Source organism: Porphyromonas sp. HMSC077F02 (assembly GCF_001815465.1).
Taxonomy (GTDB): domain Bacteria; phylum Bacteroidota; class Bacteroidia; order Bacteroidales; family Porphyromonadaceae; genus Porphyromonas_A; species Porphyromonas_A somerae.
In genome coordinates this window covers 23,827-49,098 of the sequence record NZ_KV820688.1, presented here as the reverse complement: position 1 = coordinate 49,098, position 25,272 = coordinate 23,827, and the positions used below count along the sequence as shown (strand labels likewise).

Sequence of the window (25,272 nt, the reverse complement as noted above, 5' to 3'; positions counted from 1 at the left end):
ATGGTGCACCCAAGTACGAGGAAAATATCAGCTCTGCTCACGCTCCTCACACTCCTTATGGTAGGCTGTGAGTCGCGACAACCGTTTGTGGGGGTCATTTTAATCGATACCGACCTTCCCACACTTTATAGAGGAGAGCTACCTATTGGGGTCACCCTAGATCCTGGAAGCGGGGGCAAGGATCTATTGAGCAACAACCTACTCCTCAATGGAGGGTGGGAATTGGCTTCCCACCTTGAGGGATGTGGATATGATAGAGCGACGGGAGAAGTCGTCACTCCCAATGGCTCCAGACTGCCCTACCCACTACCCGAACAGCATTTTGGTTGGGAATTGATTGGTCAAAATATCGGCATCTCCGGCGATAAATCACAGCATTACCTACTAGCGCACGTCAGTAGCACCGATAGCTTAGTAGGCATTCGGCAAAACCTCAGAGGTGTAGAGATTTCCCCTGGAGAGAGCTATCGCCTCACCCTCACTGCCCAAAGTACTCGACCCGCCACCATTATTGCCACACTCGTTGATGCCGAGATGAAGCAACTAAGCACCCCCCTCACCCTCACCCCCACTTCCGAGGGTGGCAGATTAGTCGGACAGCTAAAGGTAACCCAAGCAGATGCCGCCCCCTCACTATTTCTAGAGATCAAAGCCACCGAGGGCGAGCCCTACCTTGTCCAAAGAGATAGCATCAGCTATTGGACAAGCCAAAGCAGTGCTACCGTCACCATTGACGATCTTTTGCTCCAAAAGGTAGGGTATAAAGAGCAATATGGACTAGATGAAAATCTCTACGCCCTACTCTCCGAGCTTCACCCCAGCTTTGTAAGATTTCCCGCTGGAGCTACCGCCAATGGACTCTACCCGGGCAACTACCCTCTGTACCTTGATAGCATACAGCTACTGGCTCCTCTTTGGACACTCAATCAAAATGAATATACCCACCACTTCGGCTACCCACAACTACTACAGCTAGCCCATGCGCTCCATAGCACTCCTATCATCGTAACCAATTTCGGCTTCTCCGACCCATCCACCATACAGAGGATAGAGGATATCAAGCTACTTCCCCAACGGATCGATTACATCGAGCAACTACTCGCCAAAGCCCCCCAGCATCAAGTCGCCATACAGCCTGGGTACGGACTTGGAGGTGCCGAATACGACCGTCGATTGACACAGCTCCTAGATAAGCTTGATACCATCTACCCCAATCTACAGCTCATCAGTGCTGCAGATAGATCGCCCTACAATGAGTATAGCGACTACCCATTCGATCTCGTGCTCCCCCTGATCTCCTACAATAACCTCGCCCACATCGACTCCCTCATCACCCAGCGCGACCAGCTACTCTACCCACAGATGATGAGCGAAGCCACCTTTGACACCGATTACACCAAGGGCTACTTTCTACCACCTCTAGCCCTACGTGCCGCCTTTATGATCTTAGCAGAGCGACGCACCCCCTACCTCCAAGCCCTCGGTCTCACCCCACTCATTGCCACCGATCTCGAGGAGCAATTCCCTATTATAGAGGCCAAGTCTGGCACCTTCCACCCCACCCTCTTCTACCAATACCTCTGCGACTTCACACAGCTTCGTGGCGAAAACCTCTGCCGATGGGATAGCAATAATAGTCTCCAGAGCGATGTGATTACCTCACTCACCGCCGATAAAGAGAAAAAGACCTACTACCTCAAGGCAGTCAATGTCACCCGTCACCCCCTACATTACCAAATCAAACTGAAGGGGAAAAATAGCAACTTCACCTCAGTAGAGATACTCTCCTATACCTCCACAGAACCCACCACCAGCCTTACCCCAGCCGGTTTTGCCCACTACGAAAAAAGCGTCACCCAAGAGCGACTGCGCCTCAGTAGCCACTTCCACTACCTCTTTGCCCCCTACGAAGTAGTCATCTTCAAGTTTTCATAACAGTATACAGCATGAGACCAATACACCTACATCTATCAATGCTCCTTACTCTCCTCCTCTTCTACCCTGCTTCAGCCCAAGTAGAGGTGGGTGCCGATCAAATTGAGCAAATACTTACCTATACAGCTGGTAAGAGAGTAGCCCTCACGGTCAATCACACCAGTATCCTCTCCAATCCCCAACATACCCACCTCGTCGATACCCTTCTTGCCAAAGGCGTTCAAGTAACCAAGCTCTTCACCCCCGAGCACGGACTTCGTGGCACCGCCGATGCCGGAGCTACCATCCATTCAGGCAAAGATAGTGCCACTGGGCTACCAGTCATCTCCCTCTACGGACAAAAAAAGAAGCCCACCCCAAGCGACCTCAAAGGCATAGACCTAATGATCTTCGACCTCCAAGATGTAGGCGTCCGCTTCTATACCTATATCAGCACCCTCACCTACCTTATGGAGGCGTGTGCCGAAGAGCAGATTCCGCTCCTCGTGCTCGACCGCCCCAATCCACACGACACCATAGACGGCCCCGTCAGAAAGCTCACGAAGTACCGCTCCTTCGTCAGCCTACTCCCGATCCCCGCTGTCCACGGGCTTACCCTAGGCGAGGCAGCCCAGATGATCAATGGCGAAGGGTGGCTCAAAAACAAAGTCCAAGTACAGCTCACCGTGCTCCCCGTAAGAGGGTGGCAACACGGTCAAGCCTACTCTCTACCCCTTCCACCAAGCCCCAACCTCCGCTCCGACAAAGCGATACACTGCTACCCAACCATCTGTTATTTCGAGGCCAGTAGCTGGAGCGAAGGGCGAGGCACCTCACACCCCTTTGAGCAAATTGGTTACCCCAATCGCCACCTAGGCAACCACACTTTCACCCCGCAACCCACAAAGGGAGCCACAAAGCCCAAGCACAGCGGCAAGCGTTGCTACGGTCCCACCCTTCAACCCCAAGAATGGCCAAAGGGCATCTACCTACCCCTCATTATCGAAGCATACCAAATAAGCCAAACCCACGGCATCCGCTTCTTTGCACGCCCCAAGCTCTTCGACCTCCTAGCTGGAAATGGAGAGCTTCGCCTGCAAATTCAAAGAGGCCTCACTGCCGACCAGATCCGCCAAAGCTGGCAAAGCGATCTCACCACCTACAAGCAGCTCCGCGCCCACTACCTCCTCTACCCAGATTACACCGAATAAAGTCATCCCTTGTTATTCAACCTATCCGATAAGGTACTCTTGAGGTGGTGGAATTTAGTGGCAATTAAAAAGGACCTCGGTGGGAGGTCCTTTTTATTTAGGCTTTGGTAGCCTTAGAATCTAAACGTGAGGTTGGCAACGAAGCTACCTCTGGTCTCTTTGAGGTCACCGCCCTTAACTGCAATAAAGGATTTCTCAGGGTCTTTAGGGTCGGTCCAACCAGTAAAGGGATAAGCTCTCTCCTTGCGAATCTCGTGCACATAGGCGAGGTCGAGTGTAGTACTTCTTCCTATATTAAATCCTATACCGCCAGTGATGGCTTGGTAGCTACGTGGCAGGATAAAGTCGGCAATCATACCGCTAGCAGGATACTCGTAGTCTAGTCCACCCTCAGCCTCCTTCTTAAGAGGCTCAGACTTAAGTGGATTGCCAGTATAAGCGTAGCCAGTGCGTAGAGAGAGCCAATTGATTGGTCTTACCTCTAGCCCAACTCGATGGGTTAGCTCTGCCCCATAATCCTCCTTGATGAAGTCTGAAACGCCACTCACTCCAGCACCACTAAGCAGTATCTTGGAGTGACCAAGATTGCGGTATTGGAAGTCGTAAGAGACCATTCCATACTTTGAGAGGAACGCCATAGCACTTACGGTTAGCTTCCCTGGAGTGATCATACCATACTCGCTTCTATACTCATCAGTAGGGAAGGTGTAGTAGCGGTTCTTAGGGTTTTTAATGCCATTGTGCCAGCTAGCTACGGTGCCTGAGTACAGCTCTTTATATTGAGCATACTGAGGCGTTAAGTAGGAGATACCTATACGACCATAGTCGCTAATGGCCATCAAAAAACCTAAGTTGAGAGCTATAGAGCTACCAGTAACATCAAGGCTAGTGCCATACTCCAAGTAACTATTATTATTGTCTTTCCTATCATCAAAATCCTCGCGAAGCATTGAAGCACGACTGTAGGTCATAGTTCCAAGTCTCAATGCTGCCCCAAAGAAGTATCTATCATTTAGATTCATACCGAGGGTGAAGTCGGTATAGTTGCGATGCCCACGCTCGCTGACATTGAGATTGCTACTTCTTATTTTCCAAGGGATGAGCGTCTCTTTGTCGTTAAACTTTGTGTTGTATCCTTGGCTTATGATGTTGCCCGTTGCATTGTCTTTCACCTCGGCAAACTCAATGATATCTCCATTTAAGGCAAGTGCCACCATAGGGTTGACATTGGACTGAAATGGATCATAGGTCTTTGTCCTGATGTAGGCTTCTTTCCCTAAGCCCAAATAGTTAGCCTTACCTGATATGAGATCTGTAATGCTAAACCTAGGGGCAAAGGAGTTCATCTCATAGTCCCTTTTATAATTGTATTCCCGCCCATAGGATATACCATAATTGAGCTTTAGGTAGTTATCGCCATTAGTTGGAATATGATACCCACGGCTGAAGTATGAGATGTTATTCAGTGCTGAGAGGCCTAGAGTGCGACCAATGGTCTGATCACCTGTAGTTACCGAGCTATTGTCTTTTCCAAAGTCCATACCTATCCCAAATGTGGAGCGAGATAGCAAGGCCAAGCCAGCAGGGTTGGTATAAACTGCTCCAGCATCGGCTCCGATGGCACCTGCTGCACCACCAATCGCTTTGGTTCGTGCGGTCCCAGTTACTCCGTTCTGGACATTGCGGTATGCATCTGATGAGGCTTGCCCCCAAAGATTGGAGGTGCCTATTAGCGTAGTTGCTAGGAGTAATAAGTAGAATCTATATGTATATTTCATTGGTATACCTTTCTATTAGTAAAGGGTTATTGACACTTATCTCTGGCGCCCAGTAGTAGTGCGAGTGGTACCACTGCTTGATGAGCTACTGCTGCTACTAGTGCTTCTCGATGGTGAGCTGTAGGAGCCACTGCTGCGGGTAGGTGCAGAGTAGGTGCTATTTCTATCGTAGCTTGAATTGCGATTAGCTGCATTCCTATCCCAGCGACTCGTTCGGTTGTTGCTATTGTACCTATTGCTATTGCGGTTAGCGTTTTCGTAATTGCTGAAGCTACGGGTACTGCGGTCGTAGTAGCCCGAGCCCTCTACTGTGCGGCTTGAGTTGCCAAGGGCACGTCCGTAGATAGCATTGTGGGAGGTTCTATCATAGTACCTACCTGTGCTTCTGCCATAGCTAGAGCGAGGAGTGCTGTAGTATCTATCCCGACGACCATCGTATCGGCCATCGCTGTAGCCATTCCAGTAGCTATTGGCATAGCCTCCATAGTAACCACCGTAGTATCCACCGTAGTATCCGCCATAGTAGCCACCCCAGCCGGCGTAGAAGCCACCCCAAGGACGTCTGTAGCCCCAGTAGTATCTAGAGCCTCCATAGTACCAAGGGTCGTACCAATAGCTACTCCATGGGTCATACCAACTGTAGTAGCCATAGTAGTAAGGGGCACCCCAGCGTCCATAGCCGTAATAATCCCAAGTGGATCTCCATGGAGCCCCTTGGTTGATGATGATATTGACCCCACTATTCCAATCTCTACCGTAGTAGCTATTGGTCCAAGGGTCATAGTAGTCGTAGCTATCTAGCACATAGACTTGCTGTACATTTTGGAGGACTATCCTATCCTCATTCGGACGATCGAAACGGCGTATCCGATTGCTGTACTTACCGCCCTTTCTTGCTCGGGCGTCGGTAGTGCCATCAAGCTGGTCTAGATTTTCCTCCATCTCCTCGATGGTTACCTTCATATCTCTCCGATTATACCAATCCTTGACATCTTCTTGATATTCGGCACGTGCCTTTTCTCTTCGGGCCATTTCGGCGGCACGTTTCTCCTCCATTCTCTTCTGAAGGGCTGCTTTTTCGGCTGCCTCCTTTTTCCGCAACTCCCTAGCTCTCGAAGGGGTAAGGTAGGCATCGTCTTGTGCGCTGGCACCAATCGAAACCATAGGCGAAGCGATAAAGAGCAGTAAGAGCCCTCTTGCTAATAAGTCAAACCTCTTCATAATATTTCCTCCTATTGTAAATCTGTTCTAAACTTGCTTATTAATGTCAATTGCTACACGCAAGATACCATTATTTTGTAATCCTATAAACACTTTGACCGCTTTTATGTATTCTTAAGGGTCTTTTTCTGTTCTTATGACTCATATATATAGTGGTTGGTTTAATCCAAAGGGAGAGTTCCACTTTTCTTTTCTCATACATTAATGAGTGAAAACAGAAATGAGCAACTCCGTCCTCCCGTTAATTGTGGCAAATTGAAGTATAATTTGTACCTTAGCATACAATTAGTTGGTGACGCTGGTAAATTCAGGAGAGATGAAGAGGTATAAGGAATTGGATAAGTTGGTCTCATTGGACTTACTATTAGAGAGGCTAGCAGAGCTACCTCACGACCTTTCGGATAAGGAGCTTCAGGATTTAGTCCCTATCCTACAATCGTTCGAGCTAGAGACAAGAGGGGAGATGGATCGCTTTGGCTTACCACTGCTCTCGCAAAAGCTACTGACCTCCATAGCACTTGCCGAGGAGGTTGGTGTTGGCGGTGCCAGCATCATTGCATTACTTCTACAGCTACCAGTGCAGAGAGGTGCTGTGAAAGAATCACGAGTGCGAGAACTTTTTGGAGAGGATGTGCTACACCTTGTTGAGCTTCTGCAGAAGGTGGGTGACCTTTACTCCAAGAGCACAGTGATAACGAGTGACAACTTCAGTCACTTTCTCCTCTCTTTCGCCGAGGATGTGAGGATCATTTTGATCCTTATTGCCGACCGTTTGGTGCAATTGAGACTCGCCGATAAGCATTTGGATGCCGAGGGACAAGCCGACCTCAGCATCGAGGTCTCCTTTTTATTCGCACCTTTGGCTCACCGACTGGGGCTTTACAGTATCAAGAGTGAGATGGAGGATATGTGCTTGAAGTACACCGATAGAAGCACCTACAACTTTATCAAAGATAAACTAGCAGAGACCAAGCGGTCGCGTGATGCCTATATCGCTAAGTTTATAGAGCCTGTAGAGAAGGCTCTGAAGGCGGTGGGCTTGAAGTTTTCTATTAAGGGACGAACAAAGTCCATCTCATCGATCCGCAATAAACTGGTGAAGCAAAAGATAGAGTTTGAAGCGATCTACGACCTATTTGCCATCCGGGTGATACTCAACGCTCCTCTTGAGGAAGAGCGGAGCCAATGCTGGAAAGCTTACTCTATTATCACCGATATGTTTCAGCCCAATCCTAAGCGATTAAAGGATTGGCTCTCCATACCCAAGAGCAATGGGTATGAGAGCCTCCATATCACCGTGATGGGTCCAGAGCAGAAGTGGGTAGAGGTGCAGATCCGCACCGAGCGTATGGATGAAATCGCTGAGAAGGGGCTGGCAGCTCACTGGCGGTACAAGGGGGTGAAGAGTGAAACGGGGCTAGATGACTTTATGACCAGTGTGCGGCAAGCGATGGAAAATAAGTCGGCAAGCCCCGAGGAGCTGATCCAAAACTTTAGGATGAACCTCTACGATGAGGAGATCTATGTCTTTACACCTAAGGGAGACTTGGTGAAGCTCCCTAAGGGGGCAACCGTGCTCGACTTTGCCTACGCTATCCATAGCGGGTTGGGGGCGAAGACCGTCTCTGCCCAGGTCAATGGGCGGAATGTAAGTATTCGGCAACCCCTCAATAATGGCGATACCGTCTCGGTCAATACCTCCTCCAACCAAACACCGAGTGCCGATTGGCTCCGATTTGTGGTGACCAGTAAAGCACGCTCCAAGATCCGCCAAGCTCTACGAGTGGAGTCGGAGCGAGCCATCGCGATCACCAAAGAGGAGATGCACCGGCGTATGCGCAATCGCAAGCTGGAGTATGATGAGGCACTATTCGTCCGCCTTTTGAAGAAAAAGGGGCTTAAGGTGACGAGTGAATTCTTTCACGAGGTAAATGAAGGGAGGATAGACCTCAATGTTTTCCTTGATGAGTACAAGCAGGCTCAGGAGGCACCTTCGCAAGGGAGTGATGAGGGTCCCTTATCAGCTGATAAATACATTGCCCGTACAGAGGCTGAGAAGATAGTGGAAGAGGATGACAATATTCTGACCATTGATAATGGCATCTCGGGCGTCGATTACCAGCTATCCAAGTGCTGTAACCCGATTTATGGCGACCGGATCTTTGCCTTTGTCTCTCGATCGGGGATAAAGATTCATCGCATGGACTGCCCCAATGCCCTAGATATGTTTAATCGCTTCGGATATCGAATCCTCAAGGCGCGCTGGAAGGGAGATGCTAGGCAGGGAGTAGAGATTGTGCTGAGAGTGGTAGGGCACGACAACCTGAGCATTGTGCATTCGGTGGTCAATCAAGTAGCAACGGTAGAGGGAGTGACTCTCCGAGACTACAGCATTAAGTCGGCCGATGGACTCTTTCAAGCTCTGCTTAATCTGCACCTCCATAATCCTTCTCAGGTGAATACTCTCCTCAAAACAGTGCGAGAGGTGAGCGGGGTCAAGAGCGTGGAGCGGCTGTAACTGGAGACTGTTGGTTGAAGGCGATCTACTTCGTTGCCTTCGGAATTCGGGCTCGGTCACATACGTGAAGAGGCGGGAGAACACCTAGGTGCACTCCCGCCTCTGTTATAAAGGGGTACGATAACGTGGCTAGTACTGACTACCCGTTGGCATCATACCGCCTAGTCCACCTAGTCCGCCCATGCCGGTGTTCATGCCACCTTGATCGCCTGCGCCACTTCTCCGCTTTTTCAGCTCTTCTTCACGCTCTTTGTTGCGGTCTTTCCGCTCCGTTGCCTTCGGTTTATTTTTGATCATCTCCTTTGGCTTTTGCTGGTCTATAGGTGTAGTGAGTGGAGTAAAGGTTTCTGTTACCTTCCAATTCTTCATCACCTCCAGTATCTTAGGCATATAGTAGACCTGCTCAGGCTGAATGCTATCGCGGTAGCTACCTGGATCCCACTGTCCATTACCATTGCTATCAATGATCAGTCGGAAGGCATACTTCTGCGGCTTTAGGTCGGCAAATAGTATCTTTGACTGGTCGGTGACAATGGTGCGAATAGGCTTATCATCTGTGCTTAATAGCTCGCCAATAAAGGGACCCTCAACGCCCGAAATATCAATAGTGAGCTGTGCAAACTCCTCCTTGGGCTGCGTCTTAAAAGCATCGACGGCCGTTTCGGCTAGGTGATGTCCATAGACATCAACAAACTTAGCACTATCCACGTAGAGCTCGTACGAGGTATTGTATTGCAAGCGAGCCTTAATCATACCGCTAGTAGCTCGGTCGGGAAGCATCCAGATAGAGTCTATAGGCAGCGGCTTCAGGATACTGTCATTGGCATTGAATAGCTCAAAGGCCTTAAAGGCAGTAGTATCAATAGGTAGTGAGGTGTGGAAGAGTATGGAGTCGTTGACCCCTCCATCGCCCTTGTGTTCTATCCTGATGGTCAGCTTAGACTTTTTGTCCTTTTCTTTTGTCTCCTCCTTTTCCTCTTTAGTCTCTTTTTTTGGCGGTTTAGGGAGATTCAGTTTTAGGGTATCGCTCACCTGAGTAGGCAAATTGAGGCTATCCACCGATTGGTAACTAACTACAAACTGATTAATTCCTTTCCAGTGTGGGTCGGTGAAGAAGGCAGTGGCCTCGTGCTTCTCCTGATTGAGATCGTAAATAGGCGGAGTGCCCTCTACCTCCCTGAGTAGGGAGTCTTTTAGCTCCAAGGCCTTGACCTCAATCCCCTCCTTTGGAAGCAGGTTGAAAGTGAGCTTTATCTGCATTGAATCGGGACGCTCACGCTTGCTGATATATCGCCGTGGTGTCTGTGGCTCGTAGTACATGAGCACCAAGTCATCGGGCAGATAGCGGGTGTAGGGTACGGTCTTAATGGTATCAATCGTGAGGCTATCCACCCAAAGAGTATCTTGCCGTGTGCTTGCCATACTGGTAGTGGTGATGAGGCTATCAAGGAAAGCAATCCCCTCCGTAGGCATATCGTGACGGTAGTTGCCATCGCTCTCCTTGAGTGCGTAGACCCGGTACTTGCCCTCTTTGATATTTCGCATTACAAACTGTGCTCTATCGCCCGTGCGACTCATGCGGAGAAGGGTAGTATCGGTAAAGGCATTCCAACCAGCACTATCTGGCTGTATTCCGACCAATAGGCCTTGCATCGGCTCATGGTTACGGATATTGAGTACCTTACCCGAGATCTCCATGGTATCAATTTCATTGCCAGTACTAAAGGCGTAAGAAAAGTTTTCAAGAGGGTTTCCCTCGTTATTATCCACAATAGCATCAGTAAAGTCGATGGAGTAGGTGGTATTGGGTATTAAATCGTCTTCCAAGGCAACGGTGACCCGCTTCCCAACCGCCATAATCTTTGGTTGCTGGAGCTGTGGTGGGGAAATGATTACCTTGCTAGAGACGTCTTTTATCTGTACGTACTCGTCAAAGGTAAGCACCACCTTCTTTTTAGTCACATTGAGCGCCTTATCCTCGGGCTTGGCGCCAACTAGTTTTGGCGGCGTAACATCGTAAGGTCCTCCATCGGGAGCCACACGATTGGCACACCCATAGAGCATCCCTATGAGGAGTAGAAGCGGGGTGAGGACCAGTTGGACGGTCCGAAGATTATCTTTATTCATATCATTATCAAACAGAATACGATACAAAATTAGTCAATTCCGAGCAATTGAAAGGGGTATTAAGGAGAGATTGCAGGGGTTATGCATTAGAACGTTCTTACCGTATGGTTTATAGCGAGGTTCTACGGGTAAGGACCTCAACAGATTGTATATCATCATTCGTACAATAGTCTTTTCTAATGTGTAACCCCTGGGAGAGATTGCTATTTTTCTCTTAATAATATAGAGAGCTTTTGGGTCCACTCATAATTCTCGCTTGATGACAAACTAACAACAGTGGTGGCATCTTTTGTAGAGTCAAAAAAAAGAGATACTTTTGTGGGAACAACCAATGACTTAAGAGAAATACACAATATTTATACTACTTGCAATTTACAAGAAACATGAAAAGAGACGAGAAGGTATTTGACCTGATTGCACAAGAGAGAGCGAGACAGACAAAGGGTCTAGAGCTTATCGCATCCGAAAACTTCGTGAGCGACCAAGTGATGGAAGCGATGGGAAGCGTGATGACCAATAAGTATGCCGAGGGCTACCCTGGCAAGAGGTACTATGGTGGATGCGAGATCGTAGACCAATCCGAGCAGCTGGCTATTGATCGGCTCAAAGAGATCTACGGAGCTGTCTGGGCCAACGTTCAGCCCCACTCTGGTGCACAGGCCAATAACCCTATTTACCTCACCTGCCTACAGCCAGGAGATACCTTCATGGGACTCAACCTTGACCACGGTGGTCACCTCACCCACGGGTCTCTAGTTAATAGCTCGGGCATCATTTATCATCCAGTAGCCTACAACGTAAAGGAGAGCGATGGTCGTATTGATTACGACGAGATGGAGAAGCTCGCAAAGCAGCACAAGCCAAAACTCATCGTAGGTGGTGGCTCAGCCTACTCTCGCGAGTGGGATTATGAGCGGATGCGTGCCATTGCCGATGAGGTAGGTGCTATCCTTTGGGTAGATATGGCACATCCCGCAGGACTTATCGCTGCTGGTCTACTCAAAAACCCAGTGAAGTATGCTCACGTAGTCACCTCTACTACACACAAGACCCTCCGTGGCCCACGTGGTGGTATCATCCTCGTTGGCAAAGACTTTGAGAATCCTTGGGGCAAGAAGACCAAGAAGGGTGAGACCCGCACCTTCACTTCACTTCTCGACTCTGCCGTATTCCCAGGGCTACAAGGTGGACCACTAGAGCACATCATCGCAGCAAAGGCAGTAGCCTTTGGCGAAGCACTACAGCCAGAGTTCAAGGATTACCAAAAGCAAGTACTCAAGAACGCCGCTGCTATGGCCGAGACCTTTGTTGAGCTAGGCTATAAGGTGATCTCCAATGGTACCGATAACCACTTGATGCTGGTAGACCTCCGCCAAAACTTCCCCGACCTTACCGGACGTGTGGCAGAGACTGCACTCGGCACAGCCGATATCACCATCAATAAGAACATGGTACCATTTGACACCCGCTCGGCTTTCCAAACTAGTGGTATCCGCGTAGGAGCACCAGCCCTCACCACCAGAGGCCTTAAGGAGGAGGAAGCACGCGAAGTGGTTCGTAAGATCCATCGTGTTCTCACCGCACCTACCGATGAAAAGGTAATTGCCACGGTACGTGCCGAGGTAAATGAGATGATGAGCCACAGACCTCTATTCGCTTGGTAATCCCTCATCACTCATATACATAATATAAATATCTACCCCCGCGAGAAGACCTCTTCTCTCGGGGGTAGCTTTTTTACCTATACCCAACAAAGGCTGTGTATATTCTGCATTGATTTTTTCAGTCCTATTGGAAGGCATCAAAAGCCCATTTGCAACTCACTGAAACACAGCACTGTATATTATCGATTATTGAGATGCAACTAAGCAATCGGTTAGTTGAAACTAAGCATTTGCTTTGTTGCATCTCGGCAATCGGTTAGTTGCATCTCAACTTTTGCTTACTTTACCCCTCGTTTTTTTCATCATAAATCGGAGTCGGATTACCCTTCCTTCACCTAGAATATCAATCTGCCTTTTAGGGCAAACGATGAACTAGATAGGTCGGGAGAATTTGGTAACTTTGTGCTTGCCTTATAGATTGGGGCAAATAGTATAGAAAGATATGAGAAGTGTAACGATACTTGGCTCTACTGGTTCCATAGGCACTCAAGCCCTCGAAGTGGTGGAGCAACATTCGGATCAACTAAGGGTACACGCCCTAGTGGCCAATAATAGTGTGGATGCCTTGGTAGAGCAGGCGAAGAAGTTCAACCCCGCGGTAGTCGCTATTGGCAATAAAGCACACGAAAAGGAGCTGAAGAAAGCCCTCAAGGGGCTAGATATTGAGGTACTAGCAGGAAGGGAGGCGATCGTAGAGCTAGCAGGATCAATTGATGCCGATATGGTGCTGACCGCTATGGTAGGTTTTGCCGGGCTAGAGCCCACCATCAGTGCCATAGAGAGTGGTCGTACCATTGCCCTTGCCAATAAGGAGACTCTGGTGGTAGCAGGTGAATTGATCAAGCAACTTTGTCGGCAGCATGGGTCACTAATCCTCCCTGTAGATTCGGAGCACTCCGCCATCTACCAATGCCTACAAGGGGAGCAGATGAATGCGGTGGAGAAGATCTATCTCACCGCTTCGGGTGGTCCCTTTGTAGACCTGCCCAAGGAAGCACTTAGCGAGGTGACCCCCGAGATGGCTCTAAAGCATCCCAACTGGAATATGGGACCTAAGGTGACCATTGACTCCGCCACTATGATGAATAAGGGATTGGAGATGATAGAGGCACACCATCTATTCAATGTGCCAGCTAGTGCCATTGAAGTGGTAGTGCACCGCCAAAGCATCATCCACTCTATGGTGGGCTACCGAGATGGCAGCATCAAAGCACAGCTCTCCTACCCCGATATGCGGCACCCGATTGCCTACGCCTTGCTTTATCCGCAAAGGCTAGAGGGAGCTCGCCCACTACTCACAGTGGAGCAGATGAGCCACCTCACTCTGGAAGCACCACGCCGAGAAGACTTCCCTTGCCTCTCACTTGCCTACGAAGCCCTTGAAAGGGGTGGTACTAGTCCTTGCACCATGAATGCAGCCAATGAGGTGGCGGTAGAGCGCTTTTTGCAAGGGAAGATACGATTTACAGATATTCCACGCATCATCAAGCATACCATGGAGGTGGCTCCTGAGCGAAATGCCTCTAGCCTAGCAATCCTTGCGGAGGCAGATGGCCAAGCAAGAGCCATTGCGCAAGCGTGGTACGAAGGAATTTAGACTAAAAATATGGGGATACTACTAAAAGTAATACAGCTACTACTGGCTCTATCCATACTGGTAACGGTACATGAATTGGGGCACTTCCTCTTTGCTCGCCTTTTCAAGATCAGAGTGGATAAGTTTTTCTTATTCTTCGACGTAGGGGGCAAAGCACTCTTTCGGTTCCGCCCAAAGCGAAGCGAGACTGAATACGGTGTGGGCTGGTTGCCTCTCGGCGGTTACTGCAAAATCAATGGCATGGTGGATGAGTCTCTGGCTTTGGAGGGGCTAGAGAGTGAGCCAAAGCCTTGGGAATTTAGGAGCAAGCCAGTATGGCAAAGGTTCCTCGTGATGGTGGGGGGTGTGCTTTTCAATGTGCTACTAGCCATGCTCATCTATGGTGGCATTGCCTACCATTGGGGCGTGGAGAAGCTACCGATGAAGGAGGTGGATAGCTGCTTGAAGTACTCCAGCGTAGGGCATCAAATGGGATTGCAAGATGGCGACCTCCCGGTAGCAGTAGATGGCAAAGAGCTCGCCTACTTTGAGGGCTCCATTCTGCAAGAGATTGCCAATGGGGAGACCCTCACCGTGGAGCGTGAAGGCAAGCGGGTAGAGGTGGCCATTCCTGTGGACTTTATGAGGGCAGTATTGGCGAGCAAAGAGCCTTTTTTCGCCATGGATCTACCAGCTCGCATCGATTCCATTGTGCCGAGTAGTGCAGGGGCTGCAGCAGGGCTTCAGCGTGATGATGAGATTGTAGCGATCAATGGCGAAGCGATGGATCGGCTTTCTCTGGTACTCCCCAAGATCAAGGAGCTGAGAGGGGATACCATCTCCCTCTCTATCATACGCGGAGGTGCTCAAGAAGAGATCCGCAGCTATGTAGATAAGGAGCAAGGGATTGGTATCGCTTTTACACCCCCAACGAAACTATTCAAGACCGAAAAACTAGAGTATGGGCTACTAGAGTCGATCCCCGTAGGCGTACGGGAGGCGGGCAAGCAATTGACTAACTACACCGACCAACTGAAGTATGTAGCCACCCCAGAAGGGGCACAGAGCCTTGGAGGCTTTGGCACCTTAGGAAGCCTATTCCCTTCCACGATAGATTGGCACGCCTTTTGGGCGATGACCGCCTTTCTCTCGGTGATATTGGCGGTGATGAATATCCTTCCTATCCCTGGGCTGGATGGCGGACACATTATGTTTTTAATCTACGAGGCGATCACTGGCCGAGCCCCCTCACTCAAGTGGCAGACAAGGCTTCAGATATTTGGCATGATCCTATTGATTCTCTTAGTACTCTATGCCAATATCAACGACGTGATTAGATTTTTACTATAGGGAGGTCAAGTGGCGGTCAATAAAGCATTCGAAATAGTAGAGCAGAAGCTGGAGTTTACTACACTACGGCACGATCTCTATGCCCTTTGCGATAATGAGGTGAGCCAATACCTCACGGAGCAGATGGGCTTTATGCAGGCAGGGAAAGCACTTCATAGCCGATTGGAACAGCTCGGTGAGATGATCCAATTCACGGCATCGGGTGTGGACATCCCTAGCTTTAGGTTTGGCCCGCTTAGAGATGCCCTCCGCTCTCTTCGTCCGGAGGGGAGTTACCTCGAGGTGGAGTCATTACGGCCACTTCGAGAGCTACTCAATGCGGTAGTGGAGACGAAGAGGGCGTTGGCGGAGAATGAAGACTACCCCAACCTCTCAGAGCTAGCCATGGGGTTGGACGATCTGGTGGATCTACGACGAAGGCTACACAACCTGATTGATGATGCAGGGGAGATCAAGGATACAGCGAGCAAGGAGCTAAGGGCGATTAGGAGCGAACTGCGACAGTTACAAGGCTCGATTGGGCAAACAATGCAGAGCATCCTTAGAGAGGCCAAAGCGGCTGGTTGGGTGGAGAAAGATGCCACACCAGCTATGCGAGATGGGCGTTTGCTCCTCCCCATTATCCCTTCGGCAAAGCGAGAGATCGGTGGCATCGTGCATGAGGAGTCGTCTACAGGACGCACGCTCTATATGGAGCCGGAGCGGATGGTGGCGATGAACAATCGGATCCGCGAGAAGCAAAGTGAGGAGCAGAGAGAGATCGTGCGACTACTTAGGGAGTTTAGCAACTTCGTGAGGAGGGATATGCCGATGCTCCAGCGCAATTGCCAAGGGATAGGTATTCTGGACTTTAATGGGGCTAAGGCGCGACTCGCCAATGGGATGGAGGCGGTAATTCCTCAACTCTCTACCGAGGGCGAGATGGAGTGGCAAGTAGCTAGGCACCCGCTACTAGAGCGACACTTGAAGTCACTCAATAGGGAGTTGGTACCGCTTACTTTGAAACTGAATAAGGAGCAGCGATTGCTCATCATCTCTGGTCCCAATGCTGGCGGTAAGTCGATTGCACTCAAGACGGTTGGTCTGCTCCAGTATATGCTCCAGTGCGGATTGGCAGTGCCTATGATGGATCATAGCATTTGCACCCTTTTTGACCAGATATTCCTAGATATCGGCGATGCTCAGTCGCTCGAAAACGACCTCAGCACCTACTCTAGCCATCTACAGGGTATGAAGCGGGTATTGCGGGAGGCCACCTCGGAGAGTTTGATACTGATTGATGAATTTGGTTCGGGAACAGAGCCCACGATTGGAGGTGCGATTGCCGAGGCACTCTTGGATCGCTTTCGGCAGATGGGTTGCTATGGGGTGATTACGACGCACTACGGCAACCTCAAGGATTACTCGGAGCTTCACGAAGGGGTGGTGAATGGGGCGATGCTTTTTGATAGAGGACGCATTGAGCCACTCTATCAGCTATTTATCGGTCAGCCGGGAAGCTCTTTTGCACTAGAGGTGGCGAGGAAGATTGGTTTGCCTGGCGAGATCATTGATTATGCCAGTGAATTGGTGGGTAGCGACTATCTGCATCAAGATAAGTACCTACAGGATATTATTCGGGATAAGGCTTATTGGAAGCGGAAACGGGAGGAGGTAAAGCGGCAGGAGCGAAAGCTACAAGAGAAGCAGAGTAAGCTGGATGAACGGCTAGACAACTTCTCGGAAAAGCGGCGGAGCCTGCTAGCGAAAGCGGAGCAGGAGGCACTTGAAATAGTGAATAGTGCCAATGCAACTGTGGAGCGAACGATTAGGGAGATCAAAGAAGCAAAGGCAGAAAAGGAGCCAACCCAAAAGGCGAGGGCAAAGCTGGAGCGGAAGAAGTCTCATCTCAATCGACAGGCAGAGAAAAAGGCGGTACCAGCCCTCACCAAGAGGGAGCCGATCAAGGAGGGAAGTCGCGTGACCTTTGGCAATGGCAATGAAGTAGGCGAGGTGGTGGCTATTGAGGGTAAGAAAGCACGTGTGCGGCTAGGCAACCTCACCATGACGGTAGATTCCAGCAAGCTACAGCCAACAGAACGAGCCACCTCTGACCTCGTCGCACGGAGGCCTCAGGTGATTGAACAGCAGTCGAGCCAACGACGGCTCAATTTCAAGCCTCAACTCGATTGTAGAGGAATGCGGGTGGATGAAGCCCTTTCGGCAGTGGTTCAGTTTATTGACGATGCCAATCACTTTGGGTACAACCCTATCCGCATCTTGCACGGCACCGGAACGGGAGCACTAAAGCAGGCGATTAGGGAGTACCTTCGACAGGATTCTAGGATCGCACACTTTGAGGATGAGCTAGTAGACTTAGGCGGTGCTGGGATTACCGTCATCACACTTAGGGATAACTAAGCTCCATTTTATAGGCACAAAGAAGTTAATAGATTATGATAGTAGCAGAACAGAAAAGGAAGGAAAATGTAGCGGAATACATCCTCTATATGTGGCAGATAGAGGATACCATCAGGGCACTTGACTTTGACCTCACACGCATCACTGAGTATGTACACGAGGGGTACCGACTAGAGAAGCCGATGATGGAAAAGGTGCTACTCTGGTACCTAGAGCTCGCCGATGCCATGAAGGCTGAAGGGATTATCGAGGTGGGGCACTTGCAGCAGCTCAACGACTTGATGGACTCGCTTCAGGAGCTCTCGGGCAAACTACTAAGGGAGCCAACTCAGACACTCTACTCATCGGTTTATTTCCAGACACTTCCCAGCATCATACAGCTACGCGACCTGACTGGCACCGACCAGATGGGCGAGGTGGAGACCTGCTTTGTGGGCATTTACGGTTATCTAACGCTCAAAGCAAGAGGCGAGGAGGTGACCGAAGCGACAACGGAGGCCATCAAACAATTCAGCACTTTTCTAGCTATGCTTGCCGATCGTTTTCGCGAGGTAGAGGAGGGCAACCTACAACTTAGTGGGGAGGAGGAAGATGAGGAGTAAGAGGGTTTGGCTCACAGGAGCTAATGGGCTTCTGGGCACGGCCATTCAGGAGGTGGCTAGAAAGCACTACCCAGAGCTGGAGATACTCCCCACCACAAGGGAGACGCTCAACTATTCTAGCGAGGAGGAGATTGCTGACTTTGTGGCAAAGAACCAACCGGATATAGCGGTCAATTGTATCGCCTTTACCAATGTTGATGCTGCTGAAAGCCAGTACGATGAGGCGCTCCATGCCAATACCTCAATACCTTTGGCTCTGGCCAATACCCTCGGCACGATACCGCTGATACATATCAGTACCGACCATATCTTTGGAGGTGACCGAACGCCACGAAAGGAGCCCTACAAAGAGGAGGATATCCCGATGCCGGCCAATAGGTACGCGCTCACCAAGTTGATCGGCGAGTATGCGGTGCACTACCACAAGCAAAATGCCTATATTCTTCGTACCTCATGGCTTTATGGTCCTGCCAAATGGCCACACAAGAGTTTTTACAAGAGCATATTAAGCAATGCCCAAGCGGGTAAACCGCTTAGGGTGGTAACGGATGAAGTGAGTACTCCTACCTCTGTCTTTACCTTGGCAGAGGTTATCTTGGAGATCGCGAGTGAAAAGCAAGGGCCATTGCCTTTCGGCATCTACCACGTTGCGGACGTTGGACCTGCTTCTAGGCATACCTTTGCGAGCAAGATTGTGGAGCTTTTACCACCTGATACCTTAGTAACCGTAGGAAAGTGTACCCAAGCAGATTGGGCACTCCCTGCATTTCGCCCACACTTTAGTGCCCTCTCGACTGAGAAGATAGCACATTTCTACCCCACCCTCATCCGCCCATGGCAAGAGCGACTACAGGAGATTTACAATTACGACATTCAAGGAACAACTGATGAAATACAATAAGGAAGAGATATCAAGAAGAAGAACCTTTGCCGTCATTGCACACCCCGATGCTGGTAAGACGACACTCACCGAGAAGCTACTGCTCTTCGGAGGAGCGATACACGTAGCAGGGGCGGTGAAGAGCAATAAGATACGCAAGTCGGCCACCTCCGACTGGATGGAGATTGAGAAGCAGAGAGGCATCTCTGTGGCCACCTCTGTGATGGGCTTTGAATACGAAGGGTACAAGGTAAATATCCTAGATACCCCTGGTCACCAAGACTTTGCCGAGGATACCTATCGCACGCTGACTGCCGTGGACTCGGTAATTATCGTGATTGACGGTGCAAGAGGTGTGGAGCTACAGACTAAGAGACTGATGGAGGTCTGCCGTATGCGTAAGACGCCCGTGATTGTCTTTGTGAATAAGATGGACCGTGAGTCGCAAGACCCCTTCGACCTACTCGACGAGGTAGAGCAAGAGTTGCAGATCGCCACCACCCCACTCACCTGGCCTATCGATTCGGGTGACCGCTTCAAAGGAGTCTACAACATCTATGACAAGGAGCTAGAACTCTTCTCGGGCGCCGATAAGTCGCATGTCTCGGAGCGTATAGAGGTAGATATCGACTCACCCGAACTGCTCAACCACCTGAGCGAAGCACAGGCAAAGCGATTGAAAAATGACCTTGAGGTCATCGAGGGAGTCTACCCAGAACTCAATGAGCAGGAGTATCTAGAGGCCTCTCTTGCACCTGTCTTCTTTGGCTCAGCACTCAACAACTTTGGTGTGAAAGAGCTGCTGGATACCTTTGTACGTATCGCCCCTTCTCCACGAGCTACCAAAGCTGAAGAGCGATTGGTAGACCCTTATGAGGAGCCCTTCACCGGCTTTATCTTTAAGATACATGCCAATATGGACCCCAACCACCGCAGTTGTATCGCCTTTGTAAAGGTCTGCTCGGGTAAGTTTGAACGGAATAAGTACTACACCCACGTAAGGCACAAAAAGCAGATGCGCTTTAGCTCGCCCACCGCATTTATGGCACAGAAAAAGGAGATCGTTGATGATGCCTTTGCGGGGGATATTGTAGGTCTTCCCGATACTGGCAACTTCAAGATTGGCGACACCCTCACTTCGGGGGAGGTGCTCCACTTCAAGGGACTGCCTAGCTTCTCACCAGAGATGTTTAAGTACATTGAGAATGCCGACCCACAAAAGCAGAAGCAACTTCAGAAGGGACTGACTCAGCTGATGGACGAAGGGGTAGCACAGATGTTTACCAACGCCTTCAACGGTCGCCGTATTGTAGGTACCGTAGGGCAATTGCAGTTCGAAGTGATTCAGTACCGACTACTCCACGAGTACCAAGCGAGCTGTCGTTGGGAGCCAATCAACCTCTACAAAGCGTGCTGGCTCTCTTGCGACAAACCCGAAGTGCTTGAGGAGTTTAAGAAACGCAAGATGCAGTATATGGCGGTGGACACGCAAGGACGCGATGTCTACCTTGCCGATAGTGCCTATCTACTAAATATGGCGAAGGAGGAGTTCCCCGATATCACCTTCCACTTCACGAGCGAGTTCTAACTAGCGAACAGCATTCATAAGAAACCCCGACCCATCATAGGATAGGTCGGGGATTCTATTATATAGTACCTTTAGTCGCTTTAGATACGGTCAAGCACTAGCTGTACTAGGCCCTCAATGGTGCCCTTGTACTCGGTATTCATCGTCTCGCTCTTACGACCAGCAATAATCGTACAGATAGTCAGCACTCGGTGCCCTAGGACAGCACCTAAACCCGCCAATGCCGAGCTCTCCATCTCGAAGTTGGTCAGCTTCACCCCATTGTGCTCAAAGTTGATGATCTTCTCATTGAGCTTAGGATCCGCTAGTTGACCACGAAGGCGACGACCTTGTGGTGCATAGAAACCATTACAAGCAATCGTTGCTCCTGGCACTACACCACCTGGGGTCACAAACTGCTCAATCATATCCTTTGGCGCTGGGACAGCATAAGGCTTCAGCCCATCAATCTGCCACTCCAATTGCTTCATCAGTTCCGCTTCAAAAGGCTTATCACACACCTTATCCCGATCGGCATAGAAGTGCAATACCCCATCAAAGCCAATCGCATAATTGGCAGCTACAAAAGAGCCGATAGGGGCAAAGTCTTGCAAACCTCCCGAAGTACCAACTCGCACAATCGTAAGCTCCTTATGCTCATCCTTGGCAGTACGCGTTTTGAAATCAATATTGGCAAGTGCATCTAGCTCATTCAGCACAATCTCGATGTTATCACTTCCGATACCGTGCGAAAGGGCAGTGATCCGCTTCCCCTTATAGGTACCAGTGATGGCGTGAAACTCACGGCTAGAGACATTGACCTCCACACTATCAAAGTGCGAAGCAATCATATCCACTCTCGAGGGGTCACCACAAATCACTAACTTATCCGAGATATCCTCAGGACGCAAATGGAGATGGAAAATAGTGCCATCATTATTGATGATCAATTCCGACTCTGGTATAATAAATTTACTCATAATACTTTATTTAATAGGTGCTTGGCAAGGGTAACTTCCAGCACCAAGTTCATCATTTCTTCTTCTTATCTTCGTCAATAGCTCCCATAGGCTTATGCTCCTTTTCATTGCCCGTAGGACCAGCAATTGCTTCACGCATCGAGGTATCCGCCTCGATATTCTTCATCTTGTAGTAATCCATAATCCCTAGGTTACCACTACGGAACGCCTCCGCCATGGCGAGAGGTACCTCCGCCTCAGCCTCAATCACCTTAGCACGAGCCTGCTGAGCCAAAGCCCGCATCTCCTGCTCCTGAGCCACCGCCATTGCACGGCGCTCCTCGGCCTTAGCTTGGGCGATATTCTTATCGGCCTGAGCCTGATCCATCTGCAGTACCGCACCGATGTTTCTACCAATGTCAATATCGGCAATATCAATAGAGAGGATCTCAAAGGCGGTACCAGCATCTAGTCCTTTCCGAAGCACCAGCTTACTGATAGAATCGGGGTTCTCTAGCACTACCGTATGCCGTTCGCTCGAACCGATAGAGCTCACAATACCTTCACCTACACGGGCGAGAATCGTCTCTTCACCAGCTCCTCCCACCAGTCGCTGTATATTGGCACGTACCGTCACACGTGCTTTGGCGATCAATTGGATACCATCCTTTGCCACAGCGGTTACAGGAGGAGTATCGATCACCTTAGGATTCACCGACATCTGCACTGCATTAAATACATCTCTACCTGCAAGGTCAATCGCCGCCGCCATCTTAAAGGAGAGGTCAATATTGGCCTTATTGGCAGAAACAAGGGCATGCACCACCTGCTCCACATGGCCACCAGCGAGGTAGTGCGCTTCCAGCTCATCACGCGTCAGGTCGAGTCCCGCCTTGTGTGCCTCCACCATCGCCTTAGCGATCACATGAGGTGGCACATTACGGATACGCATCAAGAAGAGTTGTAATAGCGAGATACGCACTCCCGAGGCACGTGTCGATACCCACAATAGGATCGGGAAGTATCTCAGGAATAGAGCGATAAGGATCAGGGCTATTACTATAGCTATCACTATCCCTATCAGACTTGGAGAAATTGGATTCATAACTTTTGCTCTTTATTATTTCGTTTTACAAAGACCTTATTATTCCGAATATCAGATATAACTATCGGCTCCCCCTCATCGATAAAACCCTCCTCCGACTCCGCCTCTACTAGGGTCTCACCCCCAAGGCGGATAGTACCCACAAGGGCTAGCCGGCTCTCCGCCACCCCATAGGCACCACGCTCCACCCCCTCAGGAAGCTTTACCGCCACCTCATCAACCGAATCCTTAAGAGCCACCTTTTGGATAAATTTGTTGCGGCTCAGCAGGTAAAACCCAACCACAAAGAGTACCACCGAGAGCAGTGCATAGAAAATGGCCATACTCACCATACCCTCTGCAAATAAGAAGTACTCCATAGCGATAAATCCTCCTGCACCTATGATGCCCATAAGTCCCAGCCCTGGGATAAAGAAAATCTCCGCTAGCACCAGTGCTGCCGTCACCACAGCTACCAAAATGACCAAGAACGTCAACATCATAATTTATAGCTCTTAAGTAGTTTAATATCCATTCATCACTCACCACCCCTCCAAAGCCGAATGATCTCATTACGAAGTGTAAAAAGCCGAGTCCGATACCCCTCACTCTCCTTCTCCAGCGAAAGCACTTCTTCCTTCAACTGAGTCGCGGTTCCACCCCCACCCAGCTGTAGTCTTAACGCCTCCAAAGAGGCCTCACACTCCTTCAAAAGCTCCTGCACCTTCAGGTACTCTGCTACCAATCCCTCCGGTACCCGAGACCCTTGCAACCTCTGCTTATAGATCGCATCGTCTCCCACCCAAAAGAGCGGCTCCTCACGGTTCCTTAGAGCTGGACTAGCAACTATATTTCCTCGCTTACGGGGCTTCAATTCAGGGGTCAGCCACCTCGCCACTTCACGGAGATTCTCCCCCTCGTAGCGAGCCAACGTGCTAGGGGCAAAGCACCACAGACGGAGGCTATCCCCCCACGCCTCTCGGCCACTCACCATCCAGCCTACGTCCTGCTCCTCATCCACAATGTAGCAGAAGTCATCCATCGGACTATTGAAAGGCAGCATCAGTTGCGTAGGCACCAAAAGCACCCCTTGTGCTCGGTCGTACCGACTCACATAGAGGTCCTTACCGCCTAAAGTATGTTGAGGGACCTCCCCTTTTTCCTCTTCCAAGGAGAAGTAAATCGTAGTACCGTCACTCCCCACAAAGGGATAGCTAATTTGGCACCCCTCAGGAAGTCCATTCACCCTGACCACTTCGGGGTTTGCCTCGTCCCAACGCCCATCACCCAATTGATGATAGATATAAAAGAGGGGCACACTATCCGCATCACTCCCCACCTGCCAACGGCTCTTCCCATCAGGCGAAAGATAGGCATCCTCTTGCACCTCACCGAGATAGCTTGTCTCACGTTGCAAACGCTTCCAAATCTCTGCACGAGGTGCCACAAGGGTATCTAGTGTCGCCACCACACGGCTATTGGAGAGCAATCGCTCCACCAGCTCCAGATGCGCCACTCCCTCGCCACGCTTGGCACGCTCCTCCTCCCCTCTCAGCCGAAGCCCTTCATACTGCTCCAGTCGCTCCCGAGCCGTCTCCAACCGGTAATCATTGATCGCCGAGAGCGTTGCCAGCCTCAGAGTCTCCGCACGGCGTTGATCTCTACGTGAAAGAGAATGGTACCAATGTTCCACATCGGCATAACGGCCCTCACGATAGGCGACCACCGCTTGGTCGTACGGAGAGAGTGGCCTCGTAGGTGGCTCCTCTGCCACCAAGCCCACACTCCATACCAAGAGCACCAATATCAATAGGTTTCTTTTCATCCTTCTCTACACAACTTATCTTATATCCCCAAAGATACCTATTTTACACCAATCTCACAAGGAGCCAATACACCAGCCGACCACAAACTCCACCTCCCCATACTAGGTGAAAAGCTCGCTGAGTAAAACAGCAAAAATGCCCCTTTATAGAGAATGTTGCACAAAGTGCCATTCTCGCACATTTGCTTCAAATGTGCTGAGACTTTGCACTAAGGATGAGATGCAAGGCGCTGAGGATGAGGACGAAGGGAGCGTACTTACGTACGTGACCGAGGCCCGAATTCCGAAAGCAACGCAGCAGATCGCCTTCGTGCAACAGTCTCTTTACAATCAACTGAAATCCAACACCATACAAGGGCACTAGTCGAGATGCAACTAAGCAATCGGTTAGTTGCATCTCCACTTTTGCTCTACTACGCTAGCCCATTTATGGAGGCGTTTATCTTTATCTGAGAAAGCGTCACCCCTGCCGAAATTGTGCAGAGGTTACGCCATGGGTTACGCATTAGAATAGTCTTGTGAGTGGAAATTATCGGGGCATCTATGGAAAAGGAGGCTGTTGCACGGAGTGCATAACTAACCTCCAAGGACAAATC

At 50.0% G+C, this 25,272-nt stretch carries 19 protein-coding genes; 11 read left to right on the top strand and 8 right to left on the bottom strand.

Annotated elements, in window-relative coordinates; all coding sequences use genetic code 11:
• Both HMPREF3027_RS08535 and HMPREF3027_RS08530 read left to right on the top strand, forming a co-directional pair.
• Entirely contained in the window at positions 1-1,935 is a 1,935-nt protein-coding gene (locus HMPREF3027_RS08535; protein WP_070708141.1) for a hypothetical protein, read from the top strand.
• A gap of 11 nt (positions 1,936-1,946) precedes the next feature.
• On the top strand, positions 1,947-3,125 hold the full coding sequence (locus HMPREF3027_RS08530; protein WP_246830571.1) for an exo-beta-N-acetylmuramidase NamZ family protein: 1,179 nt from the start codon (positions 1,947-1,949) through the stop codon (positions 3,123-3,125).
• A gap of 113 nt (positions 3,126-3,238) precedes the next feature.
• Here HMPREF3027_RS08530 and HMPREF3027_RS08525 read toward each other — a convergent pair whose 3' ends face one another.
• Positions 3,239-4,903 (bottom strand): hypothetical protein, encoded by a 1,665-nt coding sequence (locus HMPREF3027_RS08525; RefSeq protein WP_070708137.1) that lies wholly within the window; start codon positions 4,901-4,903, stop codon positions 3,239-3,241.
• Between the two features lie 36 nt (positions 4,904-4,939).
• On the bottom strand, positions 4,940-6,124 hold the full coding sequence (locus tag HMPREF3027_RS08520) for a hypothetical protein (protein ID WP_070708135.1): 1,185 nt from the start codon (positions 6,122-6,124) through the stop codon (positions 4,940-4,942).
• Positions 6,125-6,440: 316 nt separating this feature from the next.
• Here HMPREF3027_RS08520 and HMPREF3027_RS08515 point away from each other — a divergent pair, with 316 nt between their 5' ends.
• Complete coding sequence (locus tag HMPREF3027_RS08515) at positions 6,441-8,642, top strand: RelA/SpoT family protein (protein WP_070708133.1); 2,202 nt, start codon at positions 6,441-6,443, stop codon at positions 8,640-8,642.
• Between the two features lie 129 nt (positions 8,643-8,771).
• Here the strand turns inward: HMPREF3027_RS08515 and HMPREF3027_RS08510 are convergent, their stop codons facing one another.
• The gene (locus HMPREF3027_RS08510; protein ID WP_070708131.1) at positions 8,772-10,769 is read right to left on the bottom strand and encodes an Ig-like domain-containing domain; all 1,998 of its coding nucleotides are present in this window, start codon (positions 10,767-10,769) and stop codon (positions 8,772-8,774) included.
• A 383-nt stretch (positions 10,770-11,152) separates the two neighbouring features.
• Between HMPREF3027_RS08510 and glyA the strand changes: the two genes are divergently transcribed.
• From glyA to HMPREF3027_RS08475, 7 genes are all read left to right on the top strand, one after another.
• A complete protein-coding gene (glyA, locus tag HMPREF3027_RS08505; RefSeq protein WP_018027919.1) occupies positions 11,153-12,433 on the top strand; it encodes a serine hydroxymethyltransferase in 1,281 nt (426 codons plus the stop codon).
• A 442-nt stretch (positions 12,434-12,875) separates the two neighbouring features.
• Positions 12,876-14,030, top strand: coding sequence for a 1-deoxy-D-xylulose-5-phosphate reductoisomerase (locus HMPREF3027_RS08500; protein WP_070708128.1), 1,155 nt, complete (start codon positions 12,876-12,878; stop codon positions 14,028-14,030).
• Between the two features lie 9 nt (positions 14,031-14,039).
• The gene (rseP, locus tag HMPREF3027_RS08495) at positions 14,040-15,359 is read left to right on the top strand and encodes an RIP metalloprotease RseP (RefSeq protein WP_070708126.1); all 1,320 of its coding nucleotides are present in this window, start codon (positions 14,040-14,042) and stop codon (positions 15,357-15,359) included.
• A 9-nt stretch (positions 15,360-15,368) separates the two neighbouring features.
• Positions 15,369-17,759 (top strand): endonuclease MutS2, encoded by a 2,391-nt coding sequence (locus HMPREF3027_RS08490; protein ID WP_070708124.1) that lies wholly within the window; start codon positions 15,369-15,371, stop codon positions 17,757-17,759.
• A 35-nt stretch (positions 17,760-17,794) separates the two neighbouring features.
• Positions 17,795-18,361, top strand: a complete 567-nt coding sequence (locus tag HMPREF3027_RS08485; protein ID WP_070708122.1) for a DUF4924 family protein — start codon at positions 17,795-17,797, stop codon at positions 18,359-18,361.
• Positions 18,351-19,262: an SDR family oxidoreductase gene (locus HMPREF3027_RS08480; protein WP_070708120.1), complete on the top strand. Its 912-nt coding sequence runs from the start codon at positions 18,351-18,353 to the stop codon at positions 19,260-19,262. Before HMPREF3027_RS08485 ends, HMPREF3027_RS08480 begins: the two co-directional genes overlap by 11 nt.
• Positions 19,249-20,829, top strand: coding sequence for a peptide chain release factor 3 (locus HMPREF3027_RS08475; protein WP_070708118.1), 1,581 nt, complete (start codon positions 19,249-19,251; stop codon positions 20,827-20,829). The genes HMPREF3027_RS08480 and HMPREF3027_RS08475 overlap by 14 nt, the downstream gene beginning before the upstream one ends.
• A gap of 80 nt (positions 20,830-20,909) precedes the next feature.
• On the opposite strand, the gene HMPREF3027_RS08470 is transcribed toward HMPREF3027_RS08475, so the two are convergent.
• Genes HMPREF3027_RS08470 through HMPREF3027_RS08455 form a run of 4 tightly spaced genes read right to left on the bottom strand, consistent with a single transcriptional unit; the run spans position 20,910 to position 24,676 of the window.
• Positions 20,910-21,788, bottom strand: a complete 879-nt coding sequence (locus HMPREF3027_RS08470; RefSeq protein WP_070708116.1) for a nucleoside phosphorylase — start codon at positions 21,786-21,788, stop codon at positions 20,910-20,912.
• Between the two features lie 52 nt (positions 21,789-21,840).
• Positions 21,841-22,872 carry a flotillin-like protein FloA gene (floA, locus tag HMPREF3027_RS08465; RefSeq protein ID WP_018027911.1) on the bottom strand — a complete coding sequence of 344 codons (1,032 nt, stop codon included), beginning with the start codon at positions 22,870-22,872 and terminating at the stop codon, positions 21,841-21,843.
• Complete coding sequence (locus HMPREF3027_RS08460) at positions 22,869-23,354, bottom strand: NfeD family protein (protein ID WP_244400380.1); 486 nt, start codon at positions 23,352-23,354, stop codon at positions 22,869-22,871. The genes floA and HMPREF3027_RS08460 overlap by 4 nt, the downstream gene beginning before the upstream one ends.
• 35 nt (positions 23,355-23,389) lie before the next feature.
• Positions 23,390-24,676, bottom strand: coding sequence for a hypothetical protein (locus tag HMPREF3027_RS08455; RefSeq protein ID WP_070708112.1), 1,287 nt, complete (start codon positions 24,674-24,676; stop codon positions 23,390-23,392).
• Positions 24,677-24,896: 220 nt separating this feature from the next.
• Here HMPREF3027_RS08455 and HMPREF3027_RS09640 point away from each other — a divergent pair, with 220 nt between their 5' ends.
• Entirely contained in the window at positions 24,897-25,040 is a 144-nt protein-coding gene (locus tag HMPREF3027_RS09640) for a hypothetical protein (RefSeq protein WP_210400696.1), read from the top strand.
• Positions 25,041-25,089: 49 nt separating this feature from the next.
• On the opposite strand, the gene HMPREF3027_RS09710 is transcribed toward HMPREF3027_RS09640, so the two are convergent.
• Positions 25,090-25,272, bottom strand: a 183-nt coding sequence (locus HMPREF3027_RS09710; protein WP_210400694.1) for a hypothetical protein, incomplete at its 5' end; no start/stop codon positions are given.